The following is a 14,881-nucleotide window of genomic DNA, read 5'->3' as shown; positions in this document are numbered from 1 at the left end:
TCGGGTTGGTTGCGGAAGGAGTTCGGGGTGCGTTCAGTGATTGTCATAGTCCCGCACCGCTTGGCAGAAGGCCGCAATCTTGTCCACATCCTTGATGCCCGGCGCGGATTCCACGCCCGACGATGTGTCCACCAGTTGCGCGCGTGTTTGGCGCAAAGCTTCCTTAACGTTACCGGCGTTCAGGCCACCTGCAAGACCCCATGGAAGCTTATGCTTGTGTTCTGTGAGCAAGGACCAATCAAAGCGCATGCCTGTGCCGCCGGGTAATGCCTGTGCGGGCGCATCAAACAAGATGAGGTCTGCTGCATCGACATATTCATCTGCATTTTTGAGCGATGCCGCGTTCTGAACGCCAAAGGCTTTCCAAATTTTGATGTCTACGGTGCTTTTCAGGGTACGGAGCCATATAGCGGTTTCCGAGCCATGAAATTGCACGATATCGGGCTTTACGACCTCAATCGCTTTGGCGGCGAGGCCGGGTTCCGCGTTCACCAGCAATAGAACAACTTTTAGCGATGCTGGCGCGCGCATTCGAAGAGCGGCAGCTTTTTCCATTGGGACATAACGCGGACTTTTTTCATATAGATTGAGGCCAATATGGGTAGCGCCCGCTTTGGCGGCGGCATCCACCGTCACTTCGTCTTTGAGGCCGCAAATTTTGATTTGTGTGTTCATATTGGGCCCAATAGCCGACCATTTCACTCCCGTCATGCTGAACTTGGATGAAGGAGCCGTAGCTGCTATAAGGTGCCCATAATCGCCCGTGCAGCCTCGTCAGGGCTATCTGCCTTGGTGATAGGTCTTCCGATGATCAAGACGCTTGCGCCGTCATCACGGGCCTGTCTAGGCGTCACAGTGCGTTTCTGGTCTTCGGCAGTGCCGCCAGCGGGACGCAGGCCGGGAACGACGAAGAAACCGTCCTTCCATGCTTTTTTGGCGGCCTTTACCTCATGACCGGAACAAACGATGCCATCAAGGCCTGCTTCTTGCGCAAGCGCAGCAAGCCGCGCGACCTGAAGCTCGGGGTTATCGGATACCCCAATGCGATTAAGGTCGTGATCGTCAAGGCTGGTCAGTACGGTCACGGCAACCACTTTGGTATGCAAACCTGCAGCAGCTTTGGCATCCTCCATCATCGCACGGCCACCGGCGGCGTGGATAGTCACAATGGCGGGCTCAAGCACGTTGATCGCCTGCATGGCCTTTGCGACAGTATTGGGAATATCGTGCAATTTCAGGTCGAGGAAAATGGGTAGGCCCAGTTTCTGAACTTCATGCACGCCGTGATGCCCGTTCGCGCAAAAAAATTCTAGGCCAAGCTTTATGCCGCCCACTTGTCCTTTGATGCGGCGCGTGAGTTCCAACGCATCGTCCAGATAGGGCGTGTCGATGGCAACGAAGATTGGGTTGGTCATATCGGGTCCACGGCTTTGTACGTCGGATGCGGGGATACAGGCGGTGGCGGGGGAGCAGACATGCTCCGCTGATTGCCCTCAAGTACAAGAATGCGCCGCTTCATGCGCCAAACCTGCGTAAGATGAAGAATGTAGAGAGGCAAAAACCCAAGCAGGAATGCCACCATCACCAAAGCCGGTAATTTCGTGTCAAGGCGAAGCCCGCCCCAAAGGCGGAGCGATACGGGCTGCCAATTGTTTGTCGCAAAAACGACTAACCCGACAATTATAGTCACCCAAATCAGCGTTTTCAGAAATCGCATCGCGCGGTCTCTCCTTTTCACTTTCATTGTATGGAAACTTTCCCCCTTTGGGTAGGGCTTAGTGTGTAATCCATGAAAGCATGACGAAATGCCGCAGAGAAGTTAGCCAAATACGCGGTCGAAAATTGTATCTATATGCTTGAAGTGATAGTCGAGATTGAACCGGTCCTCGATTTCCGACGCTGTCATTTTGGCCACGACATCCGGGTCAGCCTTAAGCAGCTCCATCAGCGATTCTGCGCCGTCAGATTCCCACACTTTCATCGCGTTACGCTGAACGATGCGGTAGCTGTCCTCACGGCTGATGCCGGCTTGAGTCAGCGCCAAAAGCACCCGCTGTGAATGGACAAGCCCACCCATGCGGTCGAGGTTTTTCTGCATACGCTCTGGGTAGATGAGCAGCTTGTCGATGACGCCGGTTAGACGCCCAAGCGCGAAATCAAGGGTGATAGTCGCGTCAGGTCCGATATAGCGTTCGACGCTGGAATGGCTGATATCCCTTTCATGCCACAACGCGACATTTTCGAGCGCTGGCGTAACATAACCGCGAACCATGCGCGCAAGGCCCGTCAGATTTTCGGTGAGCACCGGGTTGCGCTTATGCGGCATGGCCGAGCTGCCCTTTTGACCGGGCGAGAAATATTCCTCCGCCTCCAGCACTTCGGTGCGCTGCAAATGGCGCACCTCGGTCGCAAGGCGTTCAATGGAAGATGCGATGACACCAAGCGTCGCAAAATACATCGCATGACGGTCGCGCGGGATGACCTGCGTAGAGACGGGCTCCACCGCAAGGCCAAGCTTGGCTGCAACATGTGCCTCAACTTCAGGATCTATGTTGGCGAAGGTGCCAACTGCGCCCGAAATAGCGCAAGTAGCGATTTCAGCGCGCGCAGCGACCAGACGTTCGCGACCGCGGGTAAATTCGGCATATGCTTGCGCCAGTTTCATGCCAAAGGTCACAGGCTCTGCGTGGATGCCATGGCTGCGGCCGATCGTTGGCGTGAATTTATGCTCCATTGCACGGGTCTTGATAGCCGCTAGCAGCGCATCCATGTCCGCAAGCAACAGGTCCGTTGCTTGAGTCAACTGCACTGCAAGGCAGGTGTCCAAAACGTCGGAGGATGTCATGCCCTGATGCATGAAGCGCGCTTCGTCGCCTACCTGTTCTGCGACCCATGTCAGAAACGCTATTACATCATGCTTGGTCACAGCCTCGATAGCGTCAATTGCCGCAACGTCTATCGTTGGGTTGGTATTCCACCATGTCCACAATGCCTGCGCCGCAGAAGCAGGCACAACCCCGCGTTCGGCGAGCGCATCCGTTGCATGCGCCTCAATCTCAAACCAGATGCGGAAACGGTTCTCCGGCTCCCAAATCTTGACCATATCGGGGCGGGAATAACGTGGAATCATAAGAAACGCTTTCTGCTTGGTTCGGGAGTCGTGGTCCCGTTAGCAGGCGCACCGTTGGGCGTCAAAATGCGTGGCAAAAAAGAAGGGCGCGGGTTGTACGCCGCGCCCCTCCCATTGAAGTTCTTATGGGTTTAAAAATCGATCGACACACGACCATACAGGAAACGTCCGCTGAAACCGAATGGCGATTGTGAACTGTAGGGCAAGAACGAATTGTTAAAGCCATAACTCACGCCATCCACGGTGCCAAATGGCAGGCGATCGGGATACGTGTCGAGCAGGTTATTTGCACCAAATGCTATTGAGACAGACTCCACAGGTTTAAAGCGGAACTCAAGATCTGTGACCCATTTTGGCGACAAGAAGATATCACCTGGAACAGCACCGGGCGCAAGCGCGATATTGCCGTTGTTTGCAGACGTTGAGAAGCCACTTGGCAAGAAGACTTCACCGTAACGGTTGGTGCGCAGCGTCAGACCGAAGTTATTATAATCCCAGTCAAGGCCAACATTGAGCTTGTTCTTGGGCTGGCCCTCTGTGAGACGGAAGCTTTCCTGGCGTGCGAATAGGCGTTGCGCGGTGAAACCAGAAAATACTCGGCGATCCGAGATTTTTGTATCGTTCAGATTATAACCAACGCTCACCCGGAATTGGCCGAGACCGAATTCGGGTAAGCGGTAGCTTGCGACAATATCGAGACCCGAGGTCTTCGTATCGATACCATTGATGAAGAAGCGTGCGGAGGTAACGCCAGTCACGCCTGCTGTGGTTAGTAACGCCAGAACGTCTAGACCGGTAAGGTTTTCCGTCAGCGTAATACGGTCATTAATTTTAATATTGTAATAATCCGCAGTCATGCTCAGTCCGCTAAATGGCGTCAAGGTAACACCTGCGCCCAGATTGATAGATTTTTCTGGCTTGAGAGACTGTGCACCCAAAGCGATAGCAACTGGCGATGAAACAGGGAATGTTCCGACTTCAATCAAGACCCCGCCGACATTGTTGGTGGAGGTAGCTGCAAAGGATTGTTGCGCAAGGCTAGGCGCGCGAAAGCCGGTTGAAATCGAACCACGCAAGGCAACGCCATCAATCACTTCAAAACGCGCAGCTGCTTTACCATTGATGGTGTCGCCAAAGTCGCTGAAATGTTCGTAACGGCCGGCCAATTGAACCGTCAATTGGTCAGTGAGATCAGCGTCTAGTTCGGCATAGCCAGCAAAGCTGTTACGCGATACGTCGGTTTCGTTGGTCGGACGGAAACCAGGAAACACCTGGGCGCCTCCAGCAGCGTTGAATGGCGCTGCTGAAAATGGTCCATTGACGTAGCTTTGCAGCTCGCCAGCAACAATCTTATAGTTTTCGTTCCGATATTCGCCACCAAAAGCGAAAGAAACACTCTTACCGAAGCCGATGTCCAAATCCCGGCGCATATCGAGGTTAATCGATGTCTGGCCGGACCGAAGTCCGCCGGAATCTAACCTGCGGGCGCTCGCTGCGCCGCCAAGAGACGTATTGACCGTGTTTTCAATGGTATAGTCAAGCCGGTTTGACCCGTAGACCGCCGAAAGATCATAATCCCAACCACTCATTGCGCCACGAAGACCGGCCGCAGCAGAGATATCTAAAATTTTACTAGCAATTAACGGCAGGAAGCCGTCCGCGTAGATTGGAACAAAGCTGGTTGTGGAAGCCGCAAAATCCCGGTTTCGAGCGTCGAAAGAGCGGCGATAAAAACCAGCGCCATTGCCGTCGCGGACGCCATAGCTGCCGAAAGTATAAAATTCGGCTGTATCGGAAAACTCATAACCTGCGTTCACGAAGAAGTTCAGGTCTTTTGATACACCATCACCATAACGGTGGGCATAACGGTTAAAGGTCGCTTCGCGTGGATCGCCAGCAGCGAAGTAGTTGCGGCGGATGTCTGGACCGGAGCGGTTGGTAGGCGACCGGTCCTTATATTCTGCCGTTAAGTTAACATAACCGCTCTCACCCAACGGTAAACCAAAGTTGGATGCAAAGGTGTAAGTATCGCCATCGCGACGTTTACGATCTTCACCCGTATAACTGATAACTGGATTATCGCCACCCGTGATGGCGTTGGTCGCTGGGTTTATCGTCGGGTTGGTGGTCGTCAATGATACCGTATCAACTTGGCCAACATCTTCCATCTTAGTTATATATTTGCCAAACGTTGCCTGCGCGCGGCCGCCCATGCCTTTTTTCAACTGCACGTTGATGACGCCAGCAATAGCATCGGAACCATATTGCGAAGCTGCACCATCACGCAGCACTTCGATGCGTTCAATAGCCAATGGCGGAATTGTGTTGAGATCGACTGCGGTAGACCCGCGGCCAACAGAACCGTTCAAGTTCACGAGCGCCGACTGGTGACGGCGCTTACCGTTAATCAGCACCAGAACCTGATCGGGCGCAAGGCCGCGCAGTGTTGCAGGACGCAGAGAGTCCGTTCCATCAGTGAGCGACGGCTGCGGGAAGTTGAAAGAAGGTACGAGCTGGTTCAGCAATTTGTTTGTTTCGGTTTGGCCGCTGTTTAACAAAGCTTCCGCCGAAATGACGTCAACAGGAACTGTGCTGTCCGCCACAGTTCGGTCGGTACGGCGCGTGCCGGTGACGATAATCGCATCTGCACCAGTTGCTTCTTCAACGGCCGAACTTTGCGGTGCGCTGTCTTGAGCAAAGGCTGGGTTTGCCGCAGCTACAAATAGAGCAGTGGTCGAAACCGTCACTGCAAGTGCTGAAATGAGCTTAAGGTTCTTCATTTTATTTCCTCGATTTATGCCTATGTGCGGTATGCTGGCAGGAATCTGGCACTTTGACGTGATAAGTTCCAGTAAAGTCTTAATATTGAAATATTTTGCCATGGATGTGTGGCTTTGCGGCAACGCGCATATATTCCAATATGTTCGAAAAATTACATTAAGCTGTGGATTGCTGAAATCGCTGCTTTGCGACAACAGAATGGCTCGCTATCGGGACTAACATGTCCGAAATAATTGACGCTCCCGAAGAAGATCCGTTTGACGCAATAGTCGATGCGCCTTTCGATGCGGCGCTTTCTGAGCGGTATTTAATCTACGCAATGTCGACGATAACGGCACGTTCGCTGCCCGATTTGCGCGATGGACTTAAGCCTGTTCACCGGCGTTTGCTTTGGGCCATGCGCCTTTTGAAACTTGACCCTGCAAGCGGTTATAAAAAATGCGCGCGCGTTGTCGGTGATGTGATTGGTAAATATCACCCGCACGGCGATCAGTCGGTATATGACGCGATGGTCCGCCTCGCGCAGACTTTTTCGCTGCGGTATCCGTTGGTCGATGGGCAGGGCAATTTCGGTAATATCGACGGTGATAATGCTGCGGCCTATCGATATACTGAGGCGCGGCTGACCCGCACTGCTATCGAGCTGATGAACGGGCTTGATGAAAACGCGACCGATTTTCGGCCGACCTATAATGGCGAAGATGAAGAGCCAGAGGTCATGCCTGGCCTTTTCCCGAATTTGCTGGCCAATGGCGCAAGCGGGATTGCCGTAGGCATGGCGACAAGCATTCCCTCGCACAATGCAGCAGAAATCATTGATGCCGCGATGCTGTTAATCGAGGAGCCACAAGCCAGCCACGAACAGCTGATGGATATTGTGCGCGGGCCCGACTTCGCAACTGGCGGGGTGTTGGTTGACAGCCGCGCCGTTATCAGCGCTGCTTATGCCAGCGGACGCGGCGCGATGCGGGTGCGTGCCCGTTTCTCGAACGGTTGGCAGGACGGCGCTTGGGAACCAACGGGCGTTGAAAAGCTGACCGGCGGTACGTGGCAGCTTGTCGTATCCGAAATTCCCTATCAGGTCCAAAAAGGTAAATTGATCGAGCAGATTGCGCAGCTGATCGCCGATAAAAAGCTGCCTATTCTCGACGATATTCGGGACGAAAGTGACGAGCATGTGCGCATCGTGCTGGTGCCGAAAAGCCGGAATGTTGACCCCGAAGACATTAAAAACGCGTTGTTCCGCCTGACGGATTTGGAAACGCGTTTTTCTCTGAACATGAACGTTTTGGACGCAGACCGCACGCCAAAGGTCATGGGCTTGGGCGAAGTGCTGCTCCGCTGGCTGAAGCACCAAATTGAAGTGCTGGTGCGCAAGTCGCAGCATCGGCTTGAAAAAATAGATTCCCGGCTTGAGCTGCTGCAAGGCTATATCATTGCCTATCTCAATCTTGATCGCATCATCGAGATTATCCGGACCGAGGATGAGCCAAAGCCTGTTATGATGGCCGAATTCCTATTGAATGACCGGCAGGCAGAGGCAATCCTTAACATGCGGCTGCGGTCGCTGCGCAGGCTTGAGGAAATGGAGCTTCGGCGCGAGCTTGAAGGGCTGCAGGCCGAGCGCGAAGGGCTGGTGAAGTTACTTGAAAGCCCCGCGCTCCAGAAAAAGCGTTTGAAAAAAGACTTAGACGCGTTGCGCAAGAGTTATGCCGAAGAAACCGATCTTGGTCGCCGCCGTACTAGCCTTGAAGAAGCTGGCCAAGCGCGCGAGATTTCGCTCGAGGCTTTTGTTGAACGCGAACCTGTGACCGTGATCATGTCAAAGCGCGGCTGGATCAAGGCGATGAAGGGCCATGCCGACTTATCTGCACGCGCTGACTTTAAGTTCAAGGAAGGTGATGGCCCTGCCTTTGCTTTCCACGCGCAGACCACGGACAAGATACTGATCGCAACGGCCAATGGCCGTTTTTACACCTTGGGCGCGGATAAGCTTCCCGGCGCGCGCGGTTTTGGCGAGCCAGTGAGCACCATGATCGATATCGAAACGGGCAATGACATTATCGCCGTCTTCACCGCTGCACCCGACGGGCGCATGTTGCTGGCAGCTACCACCGGTAAGGGCTTTATTGCCCGGATGAGCGATGTCGTAGCCGAGACGCGCAAGGGGCGTGGCGTTGTAACACTCAAGCCTGGCTCGCGATTAAAGGTTGTGCGTCTTGCGCCGTCGGAAACCGCCGATGAAGCCATATTACGCGATCAATATGTGGCGGTGGTGGGCGACAACCGCAAACTTGTTGTTTTCCCGATGATTGAGATACCCGAAATGTCCAAAGGGCAGGGCGTGACTTTGCAACGGTATAAAGATGGCGGTCTTGCCGATGCTATTTGCTTCCGCATGAGCGAAGGCCTTAGCTGGGCTATGGGTGGCGATAGCGGGCGGATGCGCACGGAGAATGATATGTCCTTGTGGCGCGTTGCCCGCGGCGCCGCTGGCCGTTTGCCACCACAGGGCTTTCCCAGAAACAACCAATTCGACTGATATCTGATATTGGACGCAGTGAAGGAGCTGGGCCTTAAGGTTCTCGGCCCTAAAGCGGCAAAAATACTTACGCGTTTTTGGTTTCTGACAAGGCGGCGTTTACCGTCTGAGACGCCAGTTCATTTTGGCGTTGGATGTCGGGAAAGCCTTCATCAATCCAAGTAGCTTCAATAGCTTGCAGTGTTTTTGCGACCAATGGCCCTGCTGTCAGACCCAATTTTATGAGGTCCCCGCCTTTAACATTTAGGCTTGGAATTTCCCATTGCTGCAACTGCGCGAGACATTCTGGAACATCGCTATCTGTGCTGTACAGCATCACCACGTCGCGCGCGGTTTCGATGTCAGCATGATAGGCGGTGGCGCGAATGTTATCAGGTTTCGGCGGTGGCGCGGTTAGCCGACGGGCAAAACCTTCACGCAGTTTGTTCGACAGCTTCAACCGTGCGGCAACTTTATCCACAGCCACAGCATCGCGTTTCAGAAGCGCAAGAAATCGGGCGGGGAGTGAGGCGATCTGCGCAAATTGTTGTTCGCGCTTAATGAGGTTCTGCAAATCATTGGCTGCGCTGCTGGAAAGTTCTGGCAGGAACGGTGTAAAGATACCGTGCGTGATCATCAGCTCAATGGATAGCGCCGGGTCTCTTAAACTTAAAATGCGGGTAAGCTCCTGCGCGATGCGTTCACGCGACAATGCCGTCAAGCCATGCGCGCCTTTTGCGCATGCTGCAATTGCGTCTGCGTTCAGCTGCCCGCTTCCATATCGCGCGAGGAACCGGAAATAGCGCAATATGCGCAGAAAATCTTCGGCTATCCTCTCATTTGCATTGCCAATGAACCGTAATCTGCGCGTTGCCAAATCCTCAAGGCCGTTGAAATAATCGAAGATTTCTCCGCTTTTGGGCTCCGCATATAAGGCGTTGATCGTAAAATCACGCCGTGCTGCGTCCTCACGCCAGTCTGTGGCAAAGGCCACGGTCGCGCGGCGTCCGTCCGTTGCAACATCGCGGCGCAAGGTCGTTATTTCGTAATTTTTGCCACCGATTGCTGCGGTGACGGTGCCATGTTCAATACCGGTGGGGATTGCCTTTATGCCGCCTGCTTCCAACCTGTCGATGACGTCCATTGGCTCTAAAGCCGTCGCAATATCAACATCTGCGACCGGCAATCCCAGCAATGTATCGCGCACTGCGCCGCCCACATATCGCGGACCGCCATGGGCATCGCCCAGTACCGCCAAAACCTTTTTCAAGCCTTCGGCATGCTGCCATTCGGCATCGGGAAGTTTAGTGCCTATCATGCCAGTCGTCGCACCAGATTGGCAATTATCCCTGCCGTCACGCCCCATATGCGCCGATTGCCCCATTGAATATCGTAATAGCTGCGCTGCTGCCCATTCCAAGCCGCCTGTTTTTTGATTGAATTGGCAGGATCAAATAGAAAGGCAAGAGGCACCTCAAACCAGTCTTCTACTTCTTGGGGATTGGCTTGCAACGCAAGGTCTGGAGGAATAACGCCGACAACGGGTGAGATGCTGTAGCCGCTTCCGGAAATATAAGTATCGGCCACGCCGATTACGTCAACTTGGGTGGGTGGAAGGTTCAATTCTTCATGTGCCTCACGCAAAGCAGCGGCAATATTGTTTTCATCTCCGTCGTCGACCTTGCCGCCCGGGAACGCCACTTGACCTGCATGGCTACGCAACCAAGTCGGGCGCTGGGTCAGTATAACGCCTGGCTCCGGCCTGTCGGTAATGGCTATCAGCACCGCTGCCGCACGGTGGCCTTTTGAACCCAGGTAACGTTCGTCCTCGATTTCAATGTTGAGCGCTGGATCAAGCGCTATATGCAGCCGTGAACGCCAATTCATGCAGGAGTAGCCAGATAAAATTGGGCACCTTTGCTCCAAATGCAAGGAAATTCTGGGTTTTCTGCAAGCACCAGATTGGCCAGCTCGTAGTATACTGGACGCGCAAGCTTTGCCCATAGGCCTTCCCGTACATACAAATATAACAGCCCGTTGCGCATCTCGATTGCGTGATCAGCATCAGCGAAAACCAGGTCATCGCTGTTCAGGCGGAACGCCAGAGTGCGGTTTTGGCCTTCGCCTTCACTTTGCAGCTCGACAGCAATGAATGGTACATCATCAACGATGATCGAAAGCTTTTGCTGCGGCGTCACAAGCCAATGCTGTCCATCGGTATCTCGGCGCAACAGGCTCGAAAAAGCCCGGATCATTGCAGGTCGCGTGATTTCGCCGCCCTGATGAAACCATTTGCCGTCCGACGCGATCCGCATTTCGCTGTCGCCCGTATTGGCGGGTTCCCAGCTTTCCACCGGCGGCAATTTTCGCGCCGCAACAAGTTCCGTAATATCGGACAGTGTAAGCTTTGCTAGATCAGGTGCTTCATAAGGCATAGGAGCGCGATACGGACAAAGCTAGCGATCGTCAAAGCTTAGTCAGTTGGTCCAAGCATGCCGTGCGTTGGCAAAGCAACCATATTGCTATTGCGCAGAAGCAAACGCCGAGGTTCCCAAGGGCCGGGCAAGGTCCAGCCAGATGTGCCCTCAGCTTCAAAACCAAAACGGCCATAATATTCGGGATCGCCAATCATCACCATTGGCGGGTCTTGCGGCGTTGCGGCCTCCAGCATCAATTGCATCAGTTGCTTCCCATGTCCGCTGTTCTGGCAACGGGTGGCAACAGCGACTGGTCCTACCAAGATTAAGGCGGCCGTATCCACGCGGATAGGCCAACACTGGATGCTTGCGACAAGAACGCCGCTATCCAATATGGCAAAGGACAGATGATCAAAAGCGGTCATGCCTTTGCGCAGCAAATAGGCGGTGCGCATATGCCGGTCAGTTCCAAATGCATCATCCAGCAGCGCGTTCAACGCATCTGCAGATGTGCCGGTTAGGGGCGAGAACTGAATCATGTTTTGGCCTGTTGAATTGCCGAAGCGTGGGAAGGTTATCGCCGCGCCCTGTCACCGCGGATCCATTTTGTCCAATCCAATATATAACGCCACCAATAATATAGGCAGCGGTAAATTGCCTTTATAGCAAACATATATTAGCGTGTGCCTCTTATATGGTTTTGTTACGCAGGAGACGACATGGTGAACAATCAAGACGTGCCCCAGGACATATCAGAGGCGACTATGTCGCCTGCGCGTATCAAAAAAGATTATGCTGGTTATTTGGTTTTGATTGCCGGGATAGGTGCGTTTGTCTGGGGCTTGGTTTCCGCTGTTGGAACAGGTTGGGGGTTCTGGGAATATACCTCAGGTCTCAAGGGCGTTTTTTTCGCATTTCTGTTAGGCATTGGCGCTATTCTGATTGGCCTGTTTCAAGCATGGCGCTTGCGTAAGTCTGTTGCGCCACCACCGCGCGCACGCCGTTGGGTTGGTATGCTTGTTGCGTTAATCTATGTGGGATGGGTAGGAACGTTTCTTGTCAAGGCACTCACGGTGCCTGCCATTCATGATATATCGACCGATCTTGCTGATCCGCCAGCCTTTCAGACGTTGCAGCTGCGTGCGGACAATCTGGACAATGTTCCTGGCGCGGATGATTTGAAAATGCGCGGTCTTACTCCACAGCAGCGTTGGGGTGTTGTGCACCAAAAGGGCTATGGCGACATTCGTTCGGTTCGTATTAATGAACCTGTGGCAATGGTTATTGCCAAGGCGGAACGCCTCGCAAAAGCACGCAATTGGGACATTGCGATTTCTTTGCCCGCAGAAGGCCGGCTGGAAGCGACTGAAACCAGCGCATTTTTTCAGTTTAAAGATGACGTCGTATTGCGGGTACGTCCATCTGACACGGGGGAGGGGAGCATTGTCGATATGCGCTCTGTCAGCCGCGTTGGGCTAAGTGATTTGGGCATGAATGCGAAGCGCGTACGATCTTTCCTTGCAGATCTTACAGGAACGGTGACGGCGGCGCCATAAGGCGTCGCCGCAGCATCTGCTACTTCTTCGGCGTCAGTTTCAACAAGCGTCCTTCTGAGCCGCGGTACTCATCCTCAAGCAACCAGATAGCGCCATCAGGGCCCTGTTCTACTTCGCGGATGCGCGCGCCCATATCCCATTGGTCGGCTTTGGTGGCATTTTTGCCATCCAGCTTAACCCGCACCAGCGCCTTTGCGCCAAGACCGCCAAGAAATGCGCTGCCCTTCCACTCTTTGAACATGTCGCCTGAATAAATCATAAGGCCAGCAGGAGATATGGCGGGGTTCCAGAACACTTTGGGCGCTTCAAAGCCGTCACCCGGGGCATGGTCTGGAATATCGCGACCGTCGTAATGGTTGCCATTGGACACGAAAGGATAGCCGTAATTGGCTGCCTTCTTAACAAGGTTCAATTCATCACCACCGGCTGGCCCCATTTCTTGGTTCCATAACCTGCCTTGCGTATCAAAGGCGATGCCAAGCGGATTGCGATGCCCATAAGACCAGATTTGCGATTTTACGCGGCCCTGATCGTAAAAGGGATTGTCCGATGGAACCACCCCGCTGTCGGTCAGCCGAACAATTTTACCAAGATTTTGGTTGAGGTCCTGCGCAGGGTCGAATTTCTGCCGCTCGCCACTGCTGATATACAGCATGCCATCCGGCCCGAAAGCGAGACGATGGCCAAAATGGCCTTGACCCGAGACCCTTGGTTCCTGCCGCCAGATTATTTGAACACCGCTCAAGGCAGCTTTGCCGCCTGCAATGGTAAGCTTGCCTCTTGCCACTGCCGCGCCAAACCCACTTTCACCCGCTTCGGCAAAGCTGAGATAGACAAGTTTGTTTGTGGCAAAGTCTGGGTGTAGAATGACGTCACCAAGGCCCCCTTGGCCGCCATAGGCAACTGCTGGAACGCCATCAACATCCACAACGGGGCCCTCATTTTGCCACAGCTTCAGTTTGCCCTTCTTTTCGGTCACAAGTGCATATGGCGTGTTGGGCACAAACGTCATGGCCCATGGCTGATCGAAATCCGCAACGACTGCGACGTCAAAAGGTTTCCCGCTGGTGTCTGCGGGGGCGGCGTCACTGACCGAAGGTTGGCAGGCTGCAGCTAGAAATGACGCGCCAAGCAGGAAAGACAATTTCGACATTAATAAGTGCTCCTATTATTTGTGCCTGGGTTAGTTGGGAATTCAGACCCCTATGTGCAAGAGGCTTGCATAGGAAAGGCTTCCGCACTATAACAAAGGCATCCTTACATTGTGAGAACTTGGAAGGGCTGGCGCCACTGGGGCCGGCGCTGAAAGTCATTGCATGTCGTATAAGAAAGACTGAATTTGCCTGATCTAGATAAACTGAGCAGTTTGATTGCCCCTGAGGCGAAAGCGCTTGGCTTTTCGTTGGTGCGCGTGGCGTGGTTTTCCAACGGAGCACAGGGTAGCGATGAGCCGACCTTGCAGGTGATGGCAGAACGTGCCGAAACACGGCAGTTGAACATCGATGATTGCGCGGCGCTTTCGCACCGCATCTCTGACCTGTTTGACGAGCTCGACCCTATTGTTGAGGCATATCGCCTTGAAGTCAGTTCACCTGGCATCGACCGGCCACTGACGCGCTTGGCGGATTTCGCCGACTGGGTAGGACATGAGGCAAAGATTGAACTGAGCGAGCCAATGGATGGCCGCAAGAATATTCGTGGTGACCTTGCCGGTGTGGACGGCGAAGAAATCCATGTCGATGACCGCAAGGCCGGACGGCTGACATTCCCATTTTCCGCACTTGGCCAAGCCAAGCTGCTCTTGACAGACCGGTTGATTGCGTCGACTGCCCCCATCAACAGCGATGGGGCGGACGAAGTAGAAGCCGAACCCATTCACGACGAAGCACAGGAAGATTAAGAACATGGCCAGTAGTATTGCCGCCAACAAGGCCGAATTGCTTGCAATCGCCAATGCGGTCGCCACCGAAAAGATGATCGACAAGTCGATTGTTATAGAAGCGCTTGAAGAAGCTATTCAACGCGCCGCGCGTGCGCGTTATGGTGCCGAAAATGACATTCGTGCGAAGCTGGATACCCAGACGGGCGACCTGCGCTTGTGGCGCGTTGTTGAAGTCGTTGAAAATGTCGAAGATTATTTCAAACAAGTTGACTTGAAGCAGGCCGACAAGTTGCAAAAGGGCGCCGTTGTCGGTGACTTCATCGTCGACCCGTTGCCCGCAGTTGACCTTGGTCGCATCGATGCACAATCGGCAAAGCAGGTCATCTTTCAAAAGGTGCGCGATGCAGAGCGCGAGCGCCAGTTTGAAGAGTTCAAGGATCGCACAGGCGAGATTATCACAGGTGTGGTGAAATCAGTCGAATTTGGTCATGTTGTCGTCGATCTTGGCCGGGCAGAGGGCGTCATCCGCCGCGACCAGCAGATCCCTCGTGAAGTTGTGCGCGGTGGCGATCGTGTCCGTGCGCTCATCATGAA

The 14,881-nt window shown here is 53.8% G+C and carries 13 protein-coding genes; 4 read left to right on the top strand and 9 right to left on the bottom strand.

The features are described 5' to 3' along the window. Window positions 1–33 precede the first annotated feature (33 nt). The 4 genes from QE270_RS10390 to QE270_RS10375 form a co-directional block, all read right to left on the bottom strand. Window positions 34–675 carry a phosphoribosylanthranilate isomerase gene (locus QE270_RS10390; RefSeq protein WP_300039082.1) on the bottom strand — a complete coding sequence of 214 codons (642 nt, stop codon included), beginning with the start codon at window positions 673–675 and terminating at the stop codon, window positions 34–36. A gap of 65 nt (window positions 676–740) precedes the next feature. Further along, window positions 741–1,415 carry an orotidine-5'-phosphate decarboxylase gene (gene pyrF, locus QE270_RS10385; RefSeq protein WP_300039079.1) on the bottom strand — a complete coding sequence of 225 codons (675 nt, stop codon included), beginning with the start codon at window positions 1,413–1,415 and terminating at the stop codon, window positions 741–743. A 404-nt stretch (window positions 1,416–1,819) separates the two neighbouring features. Continuing rightward, window positions 1,820–3,130 carry an adenylosuccinate lyase gene (gene purB, locus QE270_RS10380; protein WP_300039076.1) on the bottom strand — a complete coding sequence of 437 codons (1,311 nt, stop codon included), beginning with the start codon at window positions 3,128–3,130 and terminating at the stop codon, window positions 1,820–1,822. A gap of 131 nt (window positions 3,131–3,261) precedes the next feature. Further along, window positions 3,262–5,910: a TonB-dependent receptor gene (locus tag QE270_RS10375; protein ID WP_300039073.1), complete on the bottom strand. Its 2,649-nt coding sequence runs from the start codon at window positions 5,908–5,910 to the stop codon at window positions 3,262–3,264. Window positions 5,911–6,131: 221 nt separating this feature from the next. Here QE270_RS10375 and parC point away from each other — a divergent pair, with 221 nt between their 5' ends. Continuing rightward, window positions 6,132–8,453, top strand: coding sequence for a DNA topoisomerase IV subunit A (parC, locus tag QE270_RS10370; protein ID WP_300039070.1), 2,322 nt, complete (start codon window positions 6,132–6,134; stop codon window positions 8,451–8,453). 67 nt (window positions 8,454–8,520) lie between these two features. Here the strand turns inward: parC and QE270_RS10365 are convergent, their stop codons facing one another. From QE270_RS10365 to QE270_RS10350, 4 genes are read right to left on the bottom strand one after another with little or no spacing between them, the layout of a single operon-like run. Beyond that, complete coding sequence (locus tag QE270_RS10365; protein ID WP_366142265.1) at window positions 8,521–9,750, bottom strand: CCA tRNA nucleotidyltransferase; 1,230 nt, start codon at window positions 9,748–9,750, stop codon at window positions 8,521–8,523. Continuing rightward, window positions 9,747–10,319 carry a CoA pyrophosphatase gene (locus QE270_RS10360; protein WP_300039067.1) on the bottom strand — a complete coding sequence of 191 codons (573 nt, stop codon included), beginning with the start codon at window positions 10,317–10,319 and terminating at the stop codon, window positions 9,747–9,749. Before QE270_RS10360 ends, QE270_RS10365 begins: the two co-directional genes overlap by 4 nt. Then, on the bottom strand, window positions 10,316–10,867 hold the full coding sequence (locus QE270_RS10355; protein WP_300039064.1) for a DUF1285 domain-containing protein: 552 nt from the start codon (window positions 10,865–10,867) through the stop codon (window positions 10,316–10,318). Before QE270_RS10355 ends, QE270_RS10360 begins: the two co-directional genes overlap by 4 nt. Window positions 10,868–10,905: 38 nt before the next feature. After that, window positions 10,906–11,388 carry an N-acetyltransferase gene (locus QE270_RS10350; protein ID WP_300039061.1) on the bottom strand — a complete coding sequence of 161 codons (483 nt, stop codon included), beginning with the start codon at window positions 11,386–11,388 and terminating at the stop codon, window positions 10,906–10,908. Window positions 11,389–11,568: 180 nt separating this feature from the next. Between QE270_RS10350 and QE270_RS10345 the strand changes: the two genes are divergently transcribed. Then, window positions 11,569–12,405 carry a DUF1499 domain-containing protein gene (locus tag QE270_RS10345; RefSeq protein WP_300039058.1) on the top strand — a complete coding sequence of 279 codons (837 nt, stop codon included), beginning with the start codon at window positions 11,569–11,571 and terminating at the stop codon, window positions 12,403–12,405. Window positions 12,406–12,424: 19 nt separating this feature from the next. On the opposite strand, the gene QE270_RS10340 is transcribed toward QE270_RS10345, so the two are convergent. After that, window positions 12,425–13,558, bottom strand: a complete 1,134-nt coding sequence (locus QE270_RS10340) for a PQQ-dependent sugar dehydrogenase (RefSeq protein WP_300039054.1) — start codon at window positions 13,556–13,558, stop codon at window positions 12,425–12,427. Between the two features lie 186 nt (window positions 13,559–13,744). Here QE270_RS10340 and rimP point away from each other — a divergent pair, with 186 nt between their 5' ends. Both rimP and QE270_RS10330 read left to right on the top strand, forming a co-directional pair. Then, the gene (gene rimP, locus QE270_RS10335) at window positions 13,745–14,305 is read left to right on the top strand and encodes a ribosome maturation protein RimP (protein ID WP_300039052.1); all 561 of its coding nucleotides are present in this window, start codon (window positions 13,745–13,747) and stop codon (window positions 14,303–14,305) included. Between the two features lie 4 nt (window positions 14,306–14,309). Next, window positions 14,310–14,881 (top strand): NusA N-terminal domain-containing protein (locus QE270_RS10330; RefSeq protein WP_300039049.1); only part of this gene is annotated, 572 nt, incomplete at its 3' end.

Source organism: Sphingorhabdus sp. (genome assembly GCF_029865925.1).
GTDB lineage: Bacteria > Pseudomonadota > Alphaproteobacteria > Sphingomonadales > Sphingomonadaceae > Sphingorhabdus_B.
This window is presented reverse-complemented; position numbering and strand designations above follow the sequence as displayed.

Excerpts from the sequence above, each read along its gene's own strand:
- QE270_RS10390 (WP_300039082.1), bottom strand. The coding sequence starts at position 675 with ATGAACACACAAATCAAAATTTGCGGCCTCAAAGACGAAGTGACGGTG.
- pyrF (WP_300039079.1), bottom strand. The coding sequence starts at position 1,415 with ATGACCAACCCAATCTTCGTTGCCATCGACACGCCCTATCTGGACGAT.
- purB (WP_300039076.1), bottom strand. The coding sequence starts at position 3,130 with ATGATTCCACGTTATTCCCGCCCCGATATGGTCAAGATTTGGGAGCCG.
- QE270_RS10375 (WP_300039073.1), bottom strand. The coding sequence starts at position 5,910 with ATGAAGAACCTTAAGCTCATTTCAGCACTTGCAGTGACGGTTTCGACC.
- parC (WP_300039070.1), top strand. The coding sequence starts at position 6,132 with ATGTCCGAAATAATTGACGCTCCCGAAGAAGATCCGTTTGACGCAATA.
- QE270_RS10365 (WP_366142265.1), bottom strand. The coding sequence starts at position 9,750 with ATGATAGGCACTAAACTTCCCGATGCCGAATGGCAGCATGCCGAAGGC.
- QE270_RS10360 (WP_300039067.1), bottom strand. The coding sequence starts at position 10,319 with ATGAATTGGCGTTCACGGCTGCATATAGCGCTTGATCCAGCGCTCAAC.
- QE270_RS10355 (WP_300039064.1), bottom strand. The coding sequence starts at position 10,867 with ATGCCTTATGAAGCACCTGATCTAGCAAAGCTTACACTGTCCGATATT.
- QE270_RS10350 (WP_300039061.1), bottom strand. The coding sequence starts at position 11,388 with ATGATTCAGTTCTCGCCCCTAACCGGCACATCTGCAGATGCGTTGAAC.
- QE270_RS10345 (WP_300039058.1), top strand. The coding sequence starts at position 11,569 with ATGGTGAACAATCAAGACGTGCCCCAGGACATATCAGAGGCGACTATG.
- QE270_RS10340 (WP_300039054.1), bottom strand. The coding sequence starts at position 13,558 with ATGTCGAAATTGTCTTTCCTGCTTGGCGCGTCATTTCTAGCTGCAGCC.